Source organism: Streptomyces sp. NPDC029041 (assembly GCF_040637515.1).
In the GTDB taxonomy this organism is placed as follows: Bacteria; Actinomycetota; Actinomycetes; order Streptomycetales; family Streptomycetaceae; genus Streptomyces.
Map to the genome: position 1 here is coordinate 64,787 of NZ_JBEZWO010000024.1, position 17,164 is coordinate 81,950.

Genomic DNA, 17,164 nt, shown 5'->3' on the forward strand with positions numbered 1-17,164 from the left:
ACGGGCGAGGGTCCACCGCCCCTTTCGCGGGCCACGCCGTCCAGCACGCGCTCAGCTCGTGTTTCCGGAGCCACAGCTGTCCCGGCGGTCAGTCTTAACGGAAGCTTGACGCGCTCGGCCCCTTCGTTCGTGGGCCATGGCGTCACGCTCCGCTTACGCTGATCGAGCCGTCCAGTGATGGCCGGAACCACCCTGAGCCGCACGATCGGGAGCACGTCGATGGCCACCACCGAGCATCCGGCGCCGAGCCGTCCGGAGCCTTCTCCACCCAGCCGTCTGCGCGCCTGGATGCTGGAGGGCCTGTCGGACATGGGCAAGGGGGACGGCCACACCGGACCGCATGCCGAGCCGGAGCCTGCGCACCGGGGTCAGCGCTGGTGGCGGGTGATGTGCCTGACCGGCGTCGACTACTTCTCGACCCTCGGATACCAGCCGGGCATCGCGGCCCTCGCCGCCGGACTGCTGTCACCGGTCGCGACCATCGTCCTGGTCGTCGTCACGCTGGCAGGTGCCCTGCCCGTCTACCGCCGCGTGGCCGAGGAGAGCCCCCACGGCGAAGGCTCCATCGCGATGCTGGAGCGGCTGCTCTCCTTCTGGCAGGGCAAGCTGTTCGTCCTGACCCTGCTGGGCTTCGCCGCCACCGACTTCCTCATCACCATCACCCTGTCGGCCGCAGACGCCTCCACCCACCTCGTGGAGAACCCGCATCTGACCGGTGTCCTGCACGACAAGCAGATGCTGATCACCCTGATCCTCGTGGCCCTGCTGGGCGCGGTGTTCCTCAAGGGCTTCCTGGAGGCGATCGGCGTCGCCGTCGCCCTCGTAGGTGCGTATCTCGCGCTGAACACGGTCGTGGTGGTCGTCGGCCTCTACCACGTCGTCACGGCCGGTCATGTGATCACCGACTGGTCGAGCGCCCTCACCGCCCAGCACGGCAACGTCTTCGCCATGGTCGGCGTCGCGCTGCTCGTCTTCCCGAAACTGGCCCTCGGCCTCTCCGGGTTCGAGACGGGCGTCGCCGTGATGCCGCACGTCAAGGGCGATGCGGACGACACGGAGGAACGACCGGCCGGGCGCATCCGGGACACGAGGAAGATGCTCACCACAGCCGCCCTGATCATGAGCGTCTTCCTGATCACCACCAGCTTCATCACCACCCTTCTCATCCCCGGGAAGGAGTTCGAGGCGGGCGGCCAGGCCAACGGCCGTGCGCTCGCCTACCTGGCGCACGACTACCTCGGCAACACCTTCGGCACCGTCTACGACGTCTCGACGATCGCCATCCTCTGGTTCGCCGGCGCGTCCGCGATGGCCGGTCTGCTCAACCTGATGCCGCGCTACCTGCCCCGTTACGGCATGGCCCCGCACTGGGCCCGCGCGGTACGGCCCATGGTCATCGTGTTCACCCTGATCGCCTTCCTGGTCACCTGGATCTTCGACGCCGACGTCAACGCCCAGGGCGGCGCGTACGCCACCGGCGTGCTCGTCCTCATCAGCTCGGCGGCGATCGCGGTGACCATCGCCGCCCGCAAGGCCCGGCAGCGCAACTGGACGATCGCCTTCGCCGTGATCTCCGCGGTGTTCCTCTACACGACCGTGCTCAACGTCATCGAGCGCCCGGACGGCGTGAAGATCGGTGCCTGCTTCATCGCCGGCATCATCCTGGTCTCCTTGCTGTCGCGCCTGGCCCGGGCGTTCGAGCTGCGCGTGACCAGCGTGACGCTGGACGACATGGCGGAGCGCTTCGTCCGGGACATGGCCAGCCGCCGGATGCGGTTCATCGCCAACGAGCCCGACCGCCGTGACATCGCCGAGTACCGCGACAAGATCGAGCAGATTCGGCACGACAACGACGTGCCCGGCCAGGACGACTTCGTCTTCGTCGAGGTGACGGTGACCGATCCGTCCGAGTTCGAGGCGGGCCTGACCGTACGCGGCGAGGTGCTGCACGGCCGCTACCGCGTCCTGACCCTGGAGTCGTCGTCCATCCCCAACGCCCTGGCGGCGCTGCTGCTGCACGTCCGCGACGCCACCGGCCGGACTCCGCACATCTACTTCGAGTGGACCGAGGGCGGGCCCTTCGCCAACTTCCTGCGCTTCTTCCTGTTCGGCCAGGGCGAGGTCGCCCCGGTGACCCGCGAGGTGCTGCGCGAGGCGGAACCGGACCGCAGGCTGCGGCCGAGAGTCCACGTGGGGTGAGCGGGTTCCGAGCTGTCGTTCGGGGCTCCTGTCGTGTGACACCCGACGGCCGACCCCGCATCCGCCCTCGCCCTCCCCCGGCCCCTATCGTGACCGGCATGCAGTCCTACACGATCGGCCAGGCAGCACGGCTGCTCGGCGTCAGCCCGGACACCGCCCGCCGCTGGGCCGACGCGGGCCGCATCACGACCCATCGCGACGAGGCCGGGCGACGGGTCGTCGACGGGCGGGACCTCGCAGCCTTCTCGGTCGAGCTCGCCCGGACCGGGACCGCCGAGGACGACACCCCGTACACCTCGGCCCGCAACGCCTTTCCCGGCATCGTCACCGCGATCAAACTCGGCGACGTCGCCGCCCAGGTCGAGATCCAGGCCGGCCCGCACCGGCTCGTCTCCCTGCTCACCCGCGAGGCGGTGGAGGAACTGGGCTTGGAGGTCGGCATGGAGGCGACGGCCCGCGTGAAGTCGACGAACGTCCATATCGACCGTGTCTGAGCCCCACGGGGCAGGGCGGGGCGACGCAAGCCGACATCTACCGCCCCTGGGCATCCACAACCAGTTCCCCGGCACCGTCACCGCGGTCTCCCCCGGCGAGGCCATGGCCACGGTCAAGGTCAGGATCCGGCCCTCTCGCCCGGAACCCCGGTCGTCGCTCTGATCGAGGCGACCGAGGTGTCGCTCGCCACCGCATGACCCGGCGGTGAACGGCGAGAGGGGCCCCACACTACGGAGCCCCTCCCTGTGACCGGTCGGCCGATCAGTCCTCGTACGTGTCCAGCGGCGGGCAGGAGCACACCAGGTTCCGGTCACCGAAGGCCTGGTCGATGCGGCGCACCGGCGGCCAGTACTTGTCGGCGGCCGTCACCCCGGCGGGGAAGACGGCCTCCTCGCGGCTGTAGGCGTGCTCCCACGCTCCCGCGAGCGCGCCGGCGGTGTGCGGGGCGCCGCGCAGGGGGTTGTCCTCCGCGGGCCACTCGCCGGAACCGACCTTCTCGATCTCCGCGCGGATGGCGATCATCGCCTCGCAGAAGCGGTCCAGTTCGGCCAGGTCCTCCGACTCGGTCGGCTCGATCATCAGCGTGCCGGCCACCGGGAACGACATGGTCGGCGCGTGGAAGCCGTAGTCGATCAGCCGCTTGGCGACGTCGTCGACGCTCACGCCGGTCGCCTTGGTCAGGGGCCGCAGGTCGATGATGCACTCGTGCGCGACGAGCCCGCCGGGGCCGGTGTAGAGCACCGGGTAGTGCGGCTCCAGGCGCTTGGCGATGTAGTTGGCGCTGAGCACGGCCACCTGCGTGGCCCTCTTCAGCCCCTCCCCGCCCATGAGCCGGACGTACGCCCACGAGATGGGCAGGATGCCGGCCGAGCCCCAGGGAGCCGCCGAGATGGGGCCGACGCCCGTCTCCGGGCCGGCCTCGGGCTGCAGGGGATGGTTCGGCAGGTACGGCGCGAGGTGCTCGCGCACCGCCACCGGGCCGACACCCGGGCCGCCGCCACCGTGCGGGATGCAGAAGGTCTTGTGCAGGTTCAGGTGCGAGACGTCCCCGCCGAAGTGCCCCGGCTTGGCGAGCCCGACGAGCGCGTTCAGGTTGGCCCCGTCGACGTAGACCTGCCCGCCCGCTTCGTGCACCTGGGCGCAGATCTCGGAGACGTGCTCCTCGAACACACCGTGCGTGGACGGGTAGGTGATCATCAGTACGGCGAGCTCGTCGCGGTACTGCTCGATCTTCGCCCGCAGGTCCTCGACGTCGATCTCGCCGTCCTCGGCGGTCTTCACGACGACGACCTTCATGCCGGCCATCACGGCGCTGGCCGCGTTGGTGCCGTGCGCGGACGACGGGATCAGGCACACCGTGCGCTGCGCGTCGCCGTTGGCCCGGTGGTACCCGCGGACGGCCAGCAGACCGGCCAGCTCGCCCTGCGACCCGGCGTTCGGCTGGAGGGAGACCTTGTCGTAGCCGGTGACCTCGGCGAGCCGGTCCTCCAGCTCGTGGATGAGAGTGAGGTAACCGCCGGCCTGCTCGGCGGGCGCGAAGGGGTGCAGCTGCCCGAACTCGGGCCAGGTGACCGGCTCCATCTCGGTGGTCGCGTTGAGCTTCATCGTGCAGGAGCCCAGCGGGATCATGCCCCGGTCGAGCGCGTAGTCGCGGTCGGCGAGCCTGCGCAGGTAGCGGAGCATGGCGGTCTCGGAGCGGTGCTGGTGGAAGACGGGGTGCGTCAGGTAGTCGTCGGTCCGCAGCGGAGAACCCGGAAGCCCGTCCTCCGTAGCCGCGTCCAGCGCCTCGACGACGCCCTCGACACCGAAGGCGGCCCACACGGCGCGCAGCTGGGCGCGGGTCGTGGTCTCGTCGCAGGCGATGGAGACGTGGTCGGCGTCGACGAGACGCAGGTTGACCCCGTTGTCCCGCGCGGCGGCCACGATCTCGTCGGCCCGGCCCTGGACGCGCACGGTGAGGGTGTCGAAGTAGGCCCCGTGCACGATCTCGACCCCGCCGGCCGCGAGCCCGGCGGCGAGGACGGTGGCGTACCGGTGGGTGCGCCGCGCGATGCCCTTCAGGCCCTCAGGACCGTGGTAGACGGCGTACATGCCGGCCATGACGGCGAGCAGCACCTGCGCGGTGCAGATGTTGCTGGTGGCCTTCTCGCGGCGGATGTGCTGTTCACGCGTCTGCAGCGCCAGCCGGTAGGCCCTGTTGCCGTCGGCGTCCACGGACACGCCGACGAGCCGCCCGGGCAGGCTCCGCGCCATCTTGTCCTGGACCGCCATATAGCCGGCGTGCGGTCCGCCGAAGCCCATGGGCACACCGAAGCGCTGCGTCGTCCCGACGGCGATGTCCGCGCCGAGCTCACCGGGGGACTTCAGCAGCGTCAGCGCGAGCAGGTCGGCGGCGACGGTGACGAGCGCGCCGAGCTCGTGCGCCCGGTCGATGACCGGCTTGATGTCCCGTACGGCACCGGAGGCGCCCGGGTACTGGAGCAGCACGCCGTTGATCTCGCGCTCGGCGATCGGGGCGGGGATGCCCTCGCTGAGGTCGGCGACGACGACCTCGACCCCGGTCGGCTCGGCCCGCGTCTGGATCACGGCGATGGTCTGCGGCAGCGTGTCCGCGTCGACCAGGAACAGACCCTTCTTGTTCTTGCCCAGGCGCCGCGACAGCGCCATGGCCTCGGCGGCCGCGGTGCCCTCGTCGAGCAGGGACGCGCCGGAGGTCGGCAGTCCGGTCAGGTCGGCGACCATGGTCTGGAAGTTGAGCAGCGCCTCGAGCCGGCCCTGCGAGATCTCCGGCTGGTACGGCGTGTAGGCCGTGTACCAGGACGGGTTCTCCATGACGTTGCGCATGATGACGGGCGGCGTGAAGGTGCCGTAGTAGCCGAGGCCGATCATGGAGCCGAGGACCTGGTTGCGGTCGGCGAGGGAGCGCAGCTCGGCGATCACCTCGGCCTCGCTGCGGGCGCCCGGCAGATCCAGCGCCTCGGCGCTCTTGATCACGGCCGGGACCGCGGCGGCGGTCAGCTCGTCCAGCGAGCCGTAACCGACGTGCGCGAGCATCTTGGCGCAGGCCTCGTGGTCGGGGCCGATGTGGCGCTGCTCGAAGGGGACTGCCTCTTCGAGCTCGGAGAGCGGAATGCGGTGGGCGGTCATTACGGAGGCCTCCTGGTCGACACGACCTGCGAGGGGCACCACTGCACGGGTACCCGGACGGCCTCCCCCTCTGTCATCTCAACCTGAGAGCTTCACCGGATCGCCCGAAGGCCTCCGGCTTTCACCGTCGGTGAGGGCGGAAGCCGTCGACACCCGCCCTGCTTTCCAGAGTGACCTCGTCCGTGCGGTACGTGTGCCTGAGAGATTCCGGGGAGGATTTGCTCCTTCGGCGCCTCCGATGGTGTCTGGAGGACTCTCCCGCACGGGGTCAGCAGCCGCTGCCAGCGTACCAGCGAGGTCAGCGCACGAACCTTCGAGTGGCCGCATCCTCACTTGTACCGTTTTGTAGTGTCTACGTATGAGTTGCGACCATGTGGAGGGCCCGTGCGAACCGATATCGATCCGCGCAATCTGATCGGCCGCAAGGCGTTCGACCGCAACGGGACCAGAATCGGCACCATCGACGAGGTCTACCTCGACGACGCCACGGGCGAGCCGGAGTGGGCCGCCATACGGACCGGCCTGTTCAGCAGGGACGCCTTCGTCCCCCTGGAGCCGAGCGAACTCATCGAGGGCGCCCTCCACGTCCCCTTCGAACGCGCCCTGATCAAGGACGCCCCCGACTTCGGCGTGGGCCGCCACCTCTCCCCCGAGCAGGAACTGCAGCTCTACCACCACTACGGTCTCGACGTCGCAGCCCCTCCCCCGCTCCCGGACCACGACTTCGGCAAGCTGGCGGGCACGGACGAGACAGCCTGAGACCCCGCCCCGGACACCCGGTCTCCCCCCGGCCCCGGTATCCGTAACACCAAGGGCAACGGATCCGCCGCCTCCAGATCCGGGTCGTCGACCCGGAAGGTCCGCACCCGCCCGGGCTCCGATGCCGGCGTCTCGAACCGTACGGTGACCCGCCCCAGTCCGCTGCCCTGCACCCAGCCGTGCCCGAACTCGGCGTGCCGCACATCGTGCCCGGCGGGCCAGCGCCGCTCGGCGAGCGGCGGCTGCTCCTCGGCCGGCGCCACGGCACGCTCCTCGACCGGGCTCTCCGCGACCGCCCGTTCCCCCGCCGCCTGGGCGAACAGGTCCTCCTGCGTGTAGTCGGCGAGCCCGCTGACCCCCACGCCGAGCAGGCGCACCCCGCCGGTCGTGTCAACCGAGTCCAGCAGTCTGGCCGCCGCCTCGCGGACGACCGCGGGATCGTCCGTGGGGCCGCGCAGCGTCTCGGAACGCGTCAGCGTCGAGAAGTCGTACCGCCGCACCTTCAGCACGATCGTCCGCCCGGACAGCCCCGCCCCGCGCAGCCGCCGCACGCACCGCTCGGCGAGCCGCTGCACCTCCATCGCGACCCGCGTCCGGTCGTGGATGTCCACGTCGTAGGTGTCCTCGACCGACACCGACTTCGCCTCGCGCTCCGCCACGACGGGCCGGTCGTCCCGTGCCAGCGCCATGGCGTACAGCCCGTGCCCGTGCGCCTTCCCCAGCAGCCGGACCAGTTCGTCCTCTCCGGCCTCGACGATCTCCTCGACGGTGGTGATCCCGGCCCGCCTCAGATGGTCACCGGTGGCCGGCCCGACCCCCGGCAGGATCCGCACCGACATCGGGCCGAGCATGGCCCGCTCCGTCCCCGGCTCGATCACCACCAGCCCGTCGGGTTTGGCCTCCTCCGAGGCGATCTTCGCGAGCATTTTGGAGGCGGCGAGACCCACCGACCCGGTGAGCCCTGTGACGGCCCGTATGTCCGCGCGCAGCTTCACCCCGGCCAGCCGCGCCGACCGCTCGTCCCAGGCCACGCCCCCGGCCTCCAGGTCCACGAACGCCTCGTGCAGGCTCAGTGGCTCCACCAGCGGCGACAGCGCCCGCAGCAGCTCCATCACCCGCTCGCTGATCGACCGGTAGAAGGTGAAGCGCGGTACGAGATACGCGGCGTTCGGCGCGAGCCGCCGGGCCTGACCCATGGGCATCGCCGAATGCACCCCGAAGACCCGCGCCTCGTACGACGCGGTCGCCACCACGCCCCGCGGCCCGAGCCCGCCCACGACCACGGCCTTCCCGCGCAGACTCGGCTTGGACGCCTGCTCCACCGAGGCGAAGAAGGCATCCATGTCGAGATGCAGGATCGTGGGCGCGGTTCTCACAACTCCGATGCTGCCCTACGCCACTGACAACGCCCGCGCGACCGCCCTGAACGCCCCTCGGGAAACCGCTTACGCCGCGATGCGGAAACGTCCCGCCTCCTGCGCCGCGAGCGGTCCCGCGCTGCTGGAGGGCTCAGACGGCCCGGTTCCGCCGACGCGCCAGCTCGTCCGCCGGGTTGGGCCCGACCAGGGTCTCGCCGGTGTCGATCCGCTCGCCGTGCAGCTGGGACAGCGCGCTCTCGACATCCCGCCACACCACCCCGACGGCGATCCCGAAGACCCCCTGGCCACCCTGGAGCAGGGCATGGACCTCGTCGGGCGACGTGCACTCGTAGACCGTCGCGCCGTCACTCATCAGCGTCATGCGCTCGAGGTCGCTGAAACCGCGTTCCCTCAGGTGCTGGACGGCGGTGCGAATGTTCTGCAGCGACACACCGGTGTCGAGGAACCGCTTGACGATCTTGAGGACGACCACGTCCCGGAAGCTGTACAGCCGCTGCGTCCCGGATCCGTAGGCGGGGCGCACACTGGGCTCGACGAGCCCGGTGCGGGCCCAGTAGTCCAACTGGCGGTAGGTGATACCGGCGGCCGCACAGGCCGTGGGGCCGCGATAGCCGATCTGCTCGGACGCCATGGACGTCGTCCCTCCGCTGCTCGGCACCGCTGCCGGTCGCTGCCGAGCGTGATCGGCCGCACCACCGGACTGGGGGAACGCCCCGCCCGGGAGGGGCCGTGAGCCGGGGGGAGGGTACGGACCGCTCGCCCTGAGACTGCGCTCGGGGCCGCCCCCAGCCGTACCGTCGCCGCTGCTTCTCACGCCGACCTCCGTCCTTGACCTGCCTCCTCGACGGTAGGCAGTCACCCGGGGTGCGTCAACGATCGCCACACTCGCCACGCCGAGTGATAATCACCCTGAGAGTGGTTTCCCGTGCCCCGTCGCGGGGAAAGGCTAGCCGAATGTGTCCGGAACGGGCCTCGTGACGCTCTCACACGCCATCGGCACATGCGGGCATTTCACCCGTCACACACGGCGGGCGGCCCCGCCACGGACCACATCGTCCGCCGGGCCGCCCAGACGCTTCCCAGGTCGCTGCCGCTCCCGAAGAACTCACTGACTGCTGCTGCCGAAGTCCTCCGGGGAAATCTGGTCGAGGAACTCGCGGAACTTCTCCACCTCGTCCTCCTGCTCGTCCGGGATCGCGATACCCGCGTCGTCGAGCACCGTGTCACTGCCGTAGATCGGCGTCCCGGTGCGCAGCGCCAGCGCTATGGCGTCGGACGGGCGGGCACTCACCTCGACGCCGCTGGCGAAGACCAGCTCCGCGTAGAAGACGCCCTCACGCAGGTCGGTGATGCGCACCTCCGTGAGCTCCTGGCCCACGGCTTCCAACACGTCCTTGAACAGGTCGTGCGTCAGCGGCCGCGCGGGAGCCATGCCCTGCTGGGCGAAGGCGATCGCCGTCGCCTCCCCCGGTCCGATCCAGATGGGGAGGTAACGGTCGCCTCCCACTTCACGCAGCAGCACGATCGGTTGGTTGGAGGGCATTTCGACCCGGACACCTACGACATCGAGCTCGTTCACACAGCAACCCTAGGCCGTGCTCGGGATGTTTGGGTAGTCGGGCCGGGATCGGGCGCCTGATCCGGCCTCGCCGGTGCCCGGCCACCTCAGGGAAGCCGCAGCCCCAGCGCCGTCCGCACCAGCGCGGCGTGCAGCTTCACCGTGAGCCCCGCCAGTTCCTTGGCCCGGGCCTCGGCATGAGCCCTGGTCTGCGGGTTCCGGTGCCGCTTCAGCGGCGCCACCACCTGGTCCACGAGCCCGGCCTCGCGTTCGGCGGCGGCCTTCATCGCCCGCAGGTGCCGCGGCTCGATCCCGAACCGCCCGAGCTCGACGACGAGCAGGGCGACGGTGACCGCCTCGGCGTCGTAGGCCCCGTCCTCCACAGGAGTGAGGAGTCCGTAGGACTCCCATTCCTCGAGCTCCTGCGCGCCCACGCCGACGGCCGAGAGCAGCTCGTCCCGCCCGATCCGGGCAGCCGAGGCCGGGTCGAGCGGCTCGAACGGCTCCGATGTCGCCTGACCGTCCCGCTGACGGCCCACGACCGGCAGCTGCACCGCCTCGCCACGCTCCATGGCCTCCAGGTGCTCCCGGATCACCTTCAGGGGCAGATAGTGGTCCCGCTGCATCCGCAGCACGTGCCCGAGACGCTCCACGTCCTGGGCGCTGAACTTGCGGTACCCCGAGGGCGTCCGCTGCGGCTCGATGAGCCCTTCCGACTCCAGGAAGCGGATCTTGGAGATGGTCACTTCGGGAAACTCACCGCGCAGCGCGTTCAGCACCGCGCCGATGCTCATCAGCCCACTGTCCGTGGCGGCGGTGCCGTGCCCGGCACCGCCGCTCGGTGTATGAAGCATGGACCTTCCCTGACGGATGGACCTTCGCTGGGTCTGCCCCGGACGCAGCGGGTCAGTAACCCTGCTGGCTCGCGTAGAAGACCAGCCGGTACTTGCCGATCTGCACCTCGTCGCCGTTGTTCAGGGCGACCTGGTCGATCCGCTCCCGGTTCACGTACGTGCCGTTCAGGCTGCCCACGTCGGCCACCGTGAACGAGCCGTCCTGGGCCCGGCGGAACTCCACGTGCCGCCGGGAGACTGTCACGTCGTCCAGGAAGATGTCGCTCTGCGGGTGCCGGCCGGCCGTGGTCAGGTCGCCGTCCAGCAGGAAGCGGCTGCCCGAGTTCGGCCCGCGGCGCACGACCAGGAGCGCGGACCCCAGCGGCAGCGCCTCGACAGCCGCCTGCGCCTCGGGGGACAGGGTCGGCATCGGCGTCTGACCGGTGGTCTCGCTGTCGTAGGCCTCGAGACCGGAGATGGAGATCGTGGACGTCGTCTCGGACGGACGCTCCGGTACCGCCCCCGCCCGCAGCGGCGCGCCGCAGTTGGAGCAGAAACGGCTGCTCTCCGCGTTGCGGTTACCGCACCTCGTACACACCAGGGCCGACATCGGATCCTCCTGCCGCGGCTGCCCACCGGGGGCATGGGACGCGTACGGGTCGGAAAACCCTCCACCCGCACTCGAGGCTGACGGTTGCCCGAAACCTATTCCGCCGGACTGAGCAGGGTCAACCGGCACGCCCTGACCACCGGAAACATCGCCGCCCGGGCCGCCTACCTGGTCCCGGAACAGCGGCCGCTGGCCCTCCGCGTCAGGCTGTGCGCGATGACGAGCGGTCGCGTTGTCGCTGCCCTCTCGCGCGCTCTTGCCGAACAACTTCGCAAACAACTTCACGGGCGATTCCCCTTGACCGAAACAGACCCGCCCGTGGGGCAGGACGAACCCTGACTGAACACTCTGGCCGACCCGGACATCCTGACAACGTCCGTCTGCACCAGACAGTTTCCACCACGCACCGCCCATTCGGTGCGCCGACCCCCCGCAACCTCATGCCCTCGCCTGACGTCGCCCATGCACCCTCGGTTCACTGCGAGGACGACCGAGCGTAGTCAGGCCGCTTCGCTGCTCGCAAGGCGTCCACGACGATGTCGGTCGACCGCTCGATCATGACGGTGGCGTGTTCCTTCTCGAGAGTCTGCACCACGCCTCCGGGGATGTTGAGCGCCGGCTCGAGGTCCTGCGGCTTGCCGATGACCTTGAAACGATAGGGCGCGTTGATCTTGTTCCCGTCGACGCCCACACCCTTGCCCGAGTCCGTGAGGTACGTGCTCGCGACCACCCGGACACCGTTGACCTGGATCGCCTCGGCCCCCGCCGCGCGCAGTTCCTGGATCGCGTCGAGCAGCATGTCCGCCTCGACCGTCCCCTTCGTGTCCTGGATCGTCATGGTGATGCCGGGCCCCTGTGCGGCCACCGTGCCCGCCAGGATGCCGAGCTGCCTCTCCTTCTCGACCGTCTGCTTCCGGGCCTCCTCGGCCTGGTCGGAGCTGTTCTCCAGCTCGTCGCGCTGCTTCTCGAGACCCTGCTTCTCGTCTTCAAGACGTTGAGTACGGTCATCCAGTTCATCGAGGATGCGGACAAGATCTTCCTGTCGCGCACCACGCAGCGCGTTGTCGCTGTCGCTGTTCGACGCCACCTGCACCGCCAGCCCGAACCCGAGACCGAACAGCAGCACCGCGACGATGAGTTGGGCCCGGGTGACACGCGGCGGCCACACCCCCTGTGCCAGCCGTTGCCGCCCGGTCAGCCGCGGCTCGGCATCCGCCTGCGGTTCCGGTGCCCGCTCGGGCTCCGGCTCCGCCGGGGCGTCCCCGGCCGCGGGCCCCTCCGCGGACCCGGCCCCGGGCACCTCCTGGGGCAGCTCCTTGCGCAGCCTGTTCCCGGACTCGCCGCCGCCGTCGCGCGTGTCGCCCTGCCCCTCGGCCGGCTCGGCGGCCTCGGCGGGCTTCTCCTCGTGCTCGCTCATCGGCCTCACGCCCGGAACACGTGCCGGCGGATCGCCGCGGCGTTGGAGAAGATCCGGATACCGAGGACGACCACCACACCGGTCGACAGCTGCGCACCCACGCCCAGCTTGTCGCCCAGGAACACGATCAAAGCGGCCACGACCACGTTCGACAGGAACGACACCACGAAGACCTTGTCGTCGAAGATGCCGTCGAGCATGGCCCGCAGCCCCCCGAAGACAGCGTCCAGGGCCGCCACGACGGCGATCGGCAGATAAGGCTCGACCACCGCCGGAACCTCGGGCCGGACCAACAGGCCGGCCACGACTCCCACGACGAGGCCCAGTACGGCGATCACGATGTGCCCTTCTCGCTCTTCTCGATGCTCGGCTGTGCTGTACGTACGATCACACTCGGTGCGGCAGGCAGCCGGAGGTCGTCCTCCACGGAGATGCCTGTCCTGATGCCGTAGCTCTCCTGCAGCGCGTTGAGATACAACCCGTCCGCGCTGTCCTGGAACCGTGTGCTCAGCCGCTGCCCGTCCCCCACCGCAAGCACCGTGTACGGCGGCACCAGCGGCTTGTTGTCGACCAGTATGGCGTCACCGGCGGCCCTGATCGCGGACAGCGCCGTCAGCCGCTGCCCGTTGACGGAGACGGCCTCCGCCCCCGACTCCCACAGCCCGTTGACCACGCGCTGCATGTCCCGGTCACGCACCCGGCCGGTGTCGGAGAAGCCGGAGGTCTCCCGCGGGTTGCCGTCGCCACCGGAGGCGGCTTCCTTGGCGTCGTTCACCACGAGCTTCACACCGGGGCCGTGCACCGCGACGGCACCCGACAGGATGCCCGCCAGATCGGACTCCCCGCCGCCACTGTGCTTCAGGGCTTCGCGTTGCCGTGCGCTCACGTCGGCGCGCAGCTCGTCGACGGAGTCCTCCAGCTTGTCCGCCGCCTCGGTCTCCCGGTCGATGCGGTCGACCAGCTCTTCCCGCTCCTTGGCGACGACCGGGGCGGCGACCCGCGCCTGCGCGGCCCCGACCGTCACGACGAGGGCCGCGAGCACGAGTCCGGCGGCGAGCCCCAGCTTCGCCCTGAGCGTCTTCGGCATGCCGCTGTCACCCGCGGCCTTCTTCCGCGCGGCCGCCTCGGCATATCCGTCGTCGAGGCTGTGGTCCATGACGTTGGTGAGCAACGACATGGACGCATCCGGGCGCCGAGGCCGCGTGGGTGTGCTCCGAATGGGGGGTTGCTGCGGCATGCCGCACATCGTCGCACGTCGCGAGCACTACCTCCGAACGGGCCCACCGGCGTGCCGGACAGGCCCCGTTGGGGACACCTGTCCGGCACGCACGCGTGCAGCCCGTTCTACCGGCCGGCGCTGTCCACGACCGCCGACCATTCGTCCAGCAGGGCCTGCGCGGAGGCGTCGTCGGGCCCTTCCGCCCACAGGTGGGTGACGGCCTCGGCCGGGTCGGGCAGCACCATCACCCAGCGGCCGTCGGTCTCCACCACACGCACACCGTCCGTGGTGTCCACGAAGCGGTCTCCGGCCGCTTCGACGACCCGGCGCATCACGAGCCCCTTGACGGCCCACGGGGTCGCCAGATCGCGCTTCAGGACGTGTGCCCGCGGGATCCTGGCGTCGATCTGGCTGAGCGTGAGCTGCGTCCGCGCCACGAGCCCGATGAGCCGTACGAAGGCCGCGGTGGCGTCGTACACGCTGCTGAACTCGGGGACGATGAACCCGCCCTTGCCGTCACCGCCGAAGATCGTCCCTTCCTCACCGCCCACGCGTGTGAGGTCGTCGGGAGAGGTGGTCGTCCACTCGACCTGCGTCCCGTGGTACGCCGCCACCTGTTCGGCGATCCGGGTCGTGGTCACGGGCAGCGCGACCCGGCCGCTGCGCCGTTCGGCGGCGACCAGGTCCAGCATCACGAGCAGCGCCCGGTCGTCCTCGATGATCCGGCCCTTCTCGTCGACGAGCGACAGCCGCTCACCGACGGGGTCGAACCGCACGCCGAACGCGGCTCCCGAGGACGCCACGATCTCCCCGAGGCGCACCATCCCCGACCGCCGCATGTCGGCCGTCTCCGTCGGCCTGGACTCGTCGAGACCGGGGTTGATCGTCAGCGAGTCGACGCCGAGCTTGCCGAGCAGGCTGGGCAGGACGAGGCCCGCACTGCCGTTGGACGCGTCCACGACGACCTTCAGCCCCGACTCGGAGATGCCTGTCGTGTCGACGTTGCGCAGCAGCGACCCGGTGTACGAGTCGAAGACGCTGGCCGGGAAGTGCAGGTCCCCGATCTCGCCGGGGAACGCGCGGCGGTACTCCTGCCTCGCGAACACCCGGTCCAGCTTCCGCTGGCTGCCCTGCGACAGGTCCGCACCGTTCCCGTCGAAGAACATGATGTCCACGGAGTCCGGCACCCCGGGGGTGGTACGGATCATGATGCCGCCCGCGCTGCCTCGCGCCGTCTGCTGACGGGCCACGGGCAGCGGCACGTTCTCCAGGTCCCGCACGTCGATCGCACTGGCCTGCAGCGCCGAGATCACCGCCCGCTTCAGCGCACGGGCACCACGCGAGTGGTCCCGGGCCGTGGTGACGGTCGAGCCCTTCTTCAGCGTCGTCGCATACGCGCCGGCGAGCCGCACCGCGAGTTCCGGCGTGATCTCGACGTTCAGGATGCCGGACACACCGCGGGCGCCGAAGAGATGCGCCTGGCCCCTGGACTCCCAGATCACCGAGGTGTTGACGAAGGCGCCGGCCTCGATGGTCTTGAACGGATAGACCCGCACATTGCCCTGGACGATCGATTCCTCACCGATCAGGCACTCATCACCGATGACCGCCCCGTCCTCGATCCGCGCCGCTCGCATGATGTCGGTGTTCTTGCCGACCACGCAGCCGCGCAGATTGCTGTGGGGACCCACGTAGACGTTGTCGTGAACGACGGCCTTGTGCAGGAACGCACCGCTCTTGACGACCACATTGGAACCGACGACGGTGTGCTCACGGATTTCGGCACCGGCCTCGACCTTGGCGTAATCGCCGATGTAGACAGGCCCGCGGAGTACGGCGTCGGAGTGGACTTCCGCCCCCTCGGCGACCCACACGCCCGGGGAGATCTCGAACCCGTCGATGTCGACGTCGACCTTGCCCTCGAGTACGTCGGCCTGCGCCTTCACATAGCTCTCGTGCGTGCCGACGTCCTCCCAGTAGCCCTCGGCGATGTAGCCGTAGACGGGCTTGCCTTCCTTCATCAGCTGCGGGAAGACGTCACCGGACCAGTCGACGGGCACATCGGGCTCGACGTAGTCGAAGACCTCGGGCTCCATCACGTAGATGCCGGTGTTCACCGTGTCGGAGAAGACCTGGCCCCAGGTGGGCTTCTCGAGGAAGCGCTCCACCTTGCCTTCCTCGTCGACGATGGTGATACCGAATTCCAGGGGATTGGGCACACGCGTCAGACAGACGGTAACCAGCGCGCCCTTCTCCTTGTGGAAATTGATGAGCTCGGTCAGGTCGAAATCGGTGAGAGCGTCACCGGAGATGACGAGGAAGGCATCGTCCTTGAGGGCTTCCTCGGCGTTCTTGACGCTCCCGGCGGTACCGAGTGGCTTCTCCTCGTTGGCATAGGTGAGCTCCATACCCAGCTCTTCGCCGTCACCGAAGTAGTTCTTGACGAGCGACGCCAGGAACTGGACGGTCACGACTGTTTCATTGAGCCCATGCCTTTTGAGCAGCCGAAGAACATGCTCCATGATCGGCCGGTTGGCCACTGGCAGGAGCGGCTTGGGCATGCTTGAGGTCATAGGGCGAAGGCGCGTGCCTTCGCCTCCGGCCATCACGACGGCCTTCATGTCGGAAGCGTCCTCCTCGAAGAGACGGTCTAGCCGACTTCCCCCGCCAGGATTGTCCCGCACTTATCCGGCACAGGCCAACGCTCCGCTACGGAAGCAGGACCATCCGAGAGTTCAATCGGCTATGGCGTCCGCACGGACCAGGCGGCGGACTTGTACCACGTAGAGGACTCCTGCCCACCAGTAGAGCGTTGTACCCCATCCGGCGAACGCCCATCCGAAAATAGCAGCGAGTGACGAGATCCAGCTGCTTCCGTCACTCAGCAGAAGCAGGGGGAAGGCGTACATCAGGTTGAAGGTGGCGGCCTTACCCAGGAAGTTCACCTGGGGCGGCGGATAGCCGTGCCGGCGGAGGATGCCCACCATCACCAGGAGAACCAGCTCGCGCGCCAGAAGTGCGGCGGTCAACCAGAGGGGCAGAATCTCACGCCAGGTGAGGCCGACCAGGGTCGAGAGGATGTAGAGCCGATCGGCCGCGGGATCCAGGAGCCGGCCCAGGCTGCTGATCTGGTTCCAGCGCCGCGCGAGCTTGCCGTCCAGATAGTCGCTGACTCCGCTCAGAGCGAGTACCAGAAGGGCCCAGCCGTCACTCTGGGGTCCTCCGAACTCAGGGAGCAGGATCAGCCACAGGAAGACGGGTACGCCGACGAGGCGGGCCATGCTGAGGATGTTCGGGATGGTGAGCACACGGTCCGTCTGGACGCGAGTCTCCTGAACCTCCACCCGGGGGCCTCCTGTGGGAAACGTGCCGACGATGCCCCCTGACCCTACCTCAACGCAAAAAAGCTCTGGCCCTTGGGCTGTTTACCCAAGGACCAGAGCTCTAACAGGAGTTCGGCGGCGTCCTACTCTCCCACAGGGTCCCCCCTGCAGTACCATCGGCGCTGTAAGGCTTAGCTTCCGGGTTCGGAATGTAACCGGGCGTTT

At 69.5% G+C, this 17,164-nt stretch carries 14 protein-coding genes, 1 rRNA gene and 1 riboswitch; of the genes, 3 read left to right on the plus strand and 12 right to left on the minus strand.

The genetic code is table 11. The features are described 5' to 3' along the window. Positions 1-219: 219 nt before the first annotated feature. The gene (locus tag AB0F04_RS36865) at positions 220-2,199 is read left to right on the plus strand and encodes an amino acid transporter (protein WP_362050500.1); all 1,980 of its coding nucleotides are present in this window, start codon (positions 220-222) and stop codon (positions 2,197-2,199) included. Positions 2,200-2,297: 98 nt separating this feature from the next. Then, positions 2,298-2,693, plus strand: coding sequence for a helix-turn-helix transcriptional regulator (locus AB0F04_RS36870; RefSeq protein WP_362050503.1), 396 nt, complete (start codon positions 2,298-2,300; stop codon positions 2,691-2,693). A gap of 262 nt (positions 2,694-2,955) precedes the next feature. Here AB0F04_RS36870 and gcvP read toward each other — a convergent pair whose 3' ends face one another. After that, positions 2,956-5,841, minus strand: a complete 2,886-nt coding sequence (gene gcvP / locus AB0F04_RS36875; protein ID WP_362050506.1) for an aminomethyl-transferring glycine dehydrogenase — start codon at positions 5,839-5,841, stop codon at positions 2,956-2,958. A gap of 175 nt (positions 5,842-6,016) precedes the next feature. Continuing rightward, a riboswitch (glycine riboswitch) is annotated at positions 6,017-6,112 on the minus strand. Positions 6,113-6,225: 113 nt separating this feature from the next. Between gcvP and AB0F04_RS36880 the strand changes: the two genes are divergently transcribed. Beyond that, the gene (locus AB0F04_RS36880; RefSeq protein WP_031104789.1) at positions 6,226-6,600 is read left to right on the plus strand and encodes a PRC-barrel domain-containing protein; all 375 of its coding nucleotides are present in this window, start codon (positions 6,226-6,228) and stop codon (positions 6,598-6,600) included. Here the strand turns inward: AB0F04_RS36880 and AB0F04_RS36885 are convergent. The 11 genes from AB0F04_RS36885 to rrf all read right to left on the minus strand — a co-directional run. Beyond that, a complete protein-coding gene (locus AB0F04_RS36885) occupies positions 6,519-7,976 on the minus strand; it encodes a DNA polymerase IV (protein ID WP_362050509.1) in 1,458 nt (485 codons plus the stop codon). The genes AB0F04_RS36880 and AB0F04_RS36885 overlap by 82 nt on opposite strands. A gap of 133 nt (positions 7,977-8,109) precedes the next feature. Next, positions 8,110-8,793 (minus strand): MerR family transcriptional regulator, encoded by a 684-nt coding sequence (locus AB0F04_RS36890; protein ID WP_078956217.1) that lies wholly within the window; start codon positions 8,791-8,793, stop codon positions 8,110-8,112. 291 nt (positions 8,794-9,084) lie between these two features. Beyond that, the gene (locus AB0F04_RS36895) at positions 9,085-9,558 is read right to left on the minus strand and encodes a bifunctional nuclease family protein (RefSeq protein ID WP_003988851.1); all 474 of its coding nucleotides are present in this window, start codon (positions 9,556-9,558) and stop codon (positions 9,085-9,087) included. Between the two features lie 86 nt (positions 9,559-9,644). Next, complete coding sequence (locus AB0F04_RS36900) at positions 9,645-10,391, minus strand: MerR family transcriptional regulator (RefSeq protein WP_362050512.1); 747 nt, start codon at positions 10,389-10,391, stop codon at positions 9,645-9,647. 52 nt (positions 10,392-10,443) lie between these two features. Next, complete coding sequence (locus tag AB0F04_RS36905; RefSeq protein WP_362050515.1) at positions 10,444-11,394, minus strand: FHA domain-containing protein; 951 nt, start codon at positions 11,392-11,394, stop codon at positions 10,444-10,446. A gap of 61 nt (positions 11,395-11,455) precedes the next feature. Next, a complete protein-coding gene (locus AB0F04_RS36910) occupies positions 11,456-12,397 on the minus strand; it encodes a DUF881 domain-containing protein (protein WP_362050518.1) in 942 nt (313 codons plus the stop codon). Between the two features lie 5 nt (positions 12,398-12,402). Then, entirely contained in the window at positions 12,403-12,735 is a 333-nt protein-coding gene (locus AB0F04_RS36915) for a small basic family protein (RefSeq protein ID WP_003988855.1), read from the minus strand. Next, entirely contained in the window at positions 12,732-13,643 is a 912-nt protein-coding gene (locus AB0F04_RS36920) for a DUF881 domain-containing protein (RefSeq protein ID WP_362050521.1), read from the minus strand. The genes AB0F04_RS36915 and AB0F04_RS36920 overlap by 4 nt, the downstream gene beginning before the upstream one ends. Before the next feature lie 98 nt (positions 13,644-13,741). After that, entirely contained in the window at positions 13,742-16,237 is a 2,496-nt protein-coding gene (locus AB0F04_RS36925; protein ID WP_053674127.1) for a mannose-1-phosphate guanyltransferase, read from the minus strand. A 114-nt stretch (positions 16,238-16,351) separates the two neighbouring features. Beyond that, positions 16,352-16,960 carry a CDP-alcohol phosphatidyltransferase family protein gene (locus AB0F04_RS36930; RefSeq protein WP_053674126.1) on the minus strand — a complete coding sequence of 203 codons (609 nt, stop codon included), beginning with the start codon at positions 16,958-16,960 and terminating at the stop codon, positions 16,352-16,354. Positions 16,961-17,069: 109 nt separating this feature from the next. Beyond that, a 5S ribosomal RNA gene (gene rrf, locus AB0F04_RS36935) occupies positions 17,070-17,164 on the minus strand; the annotation flags it as partial.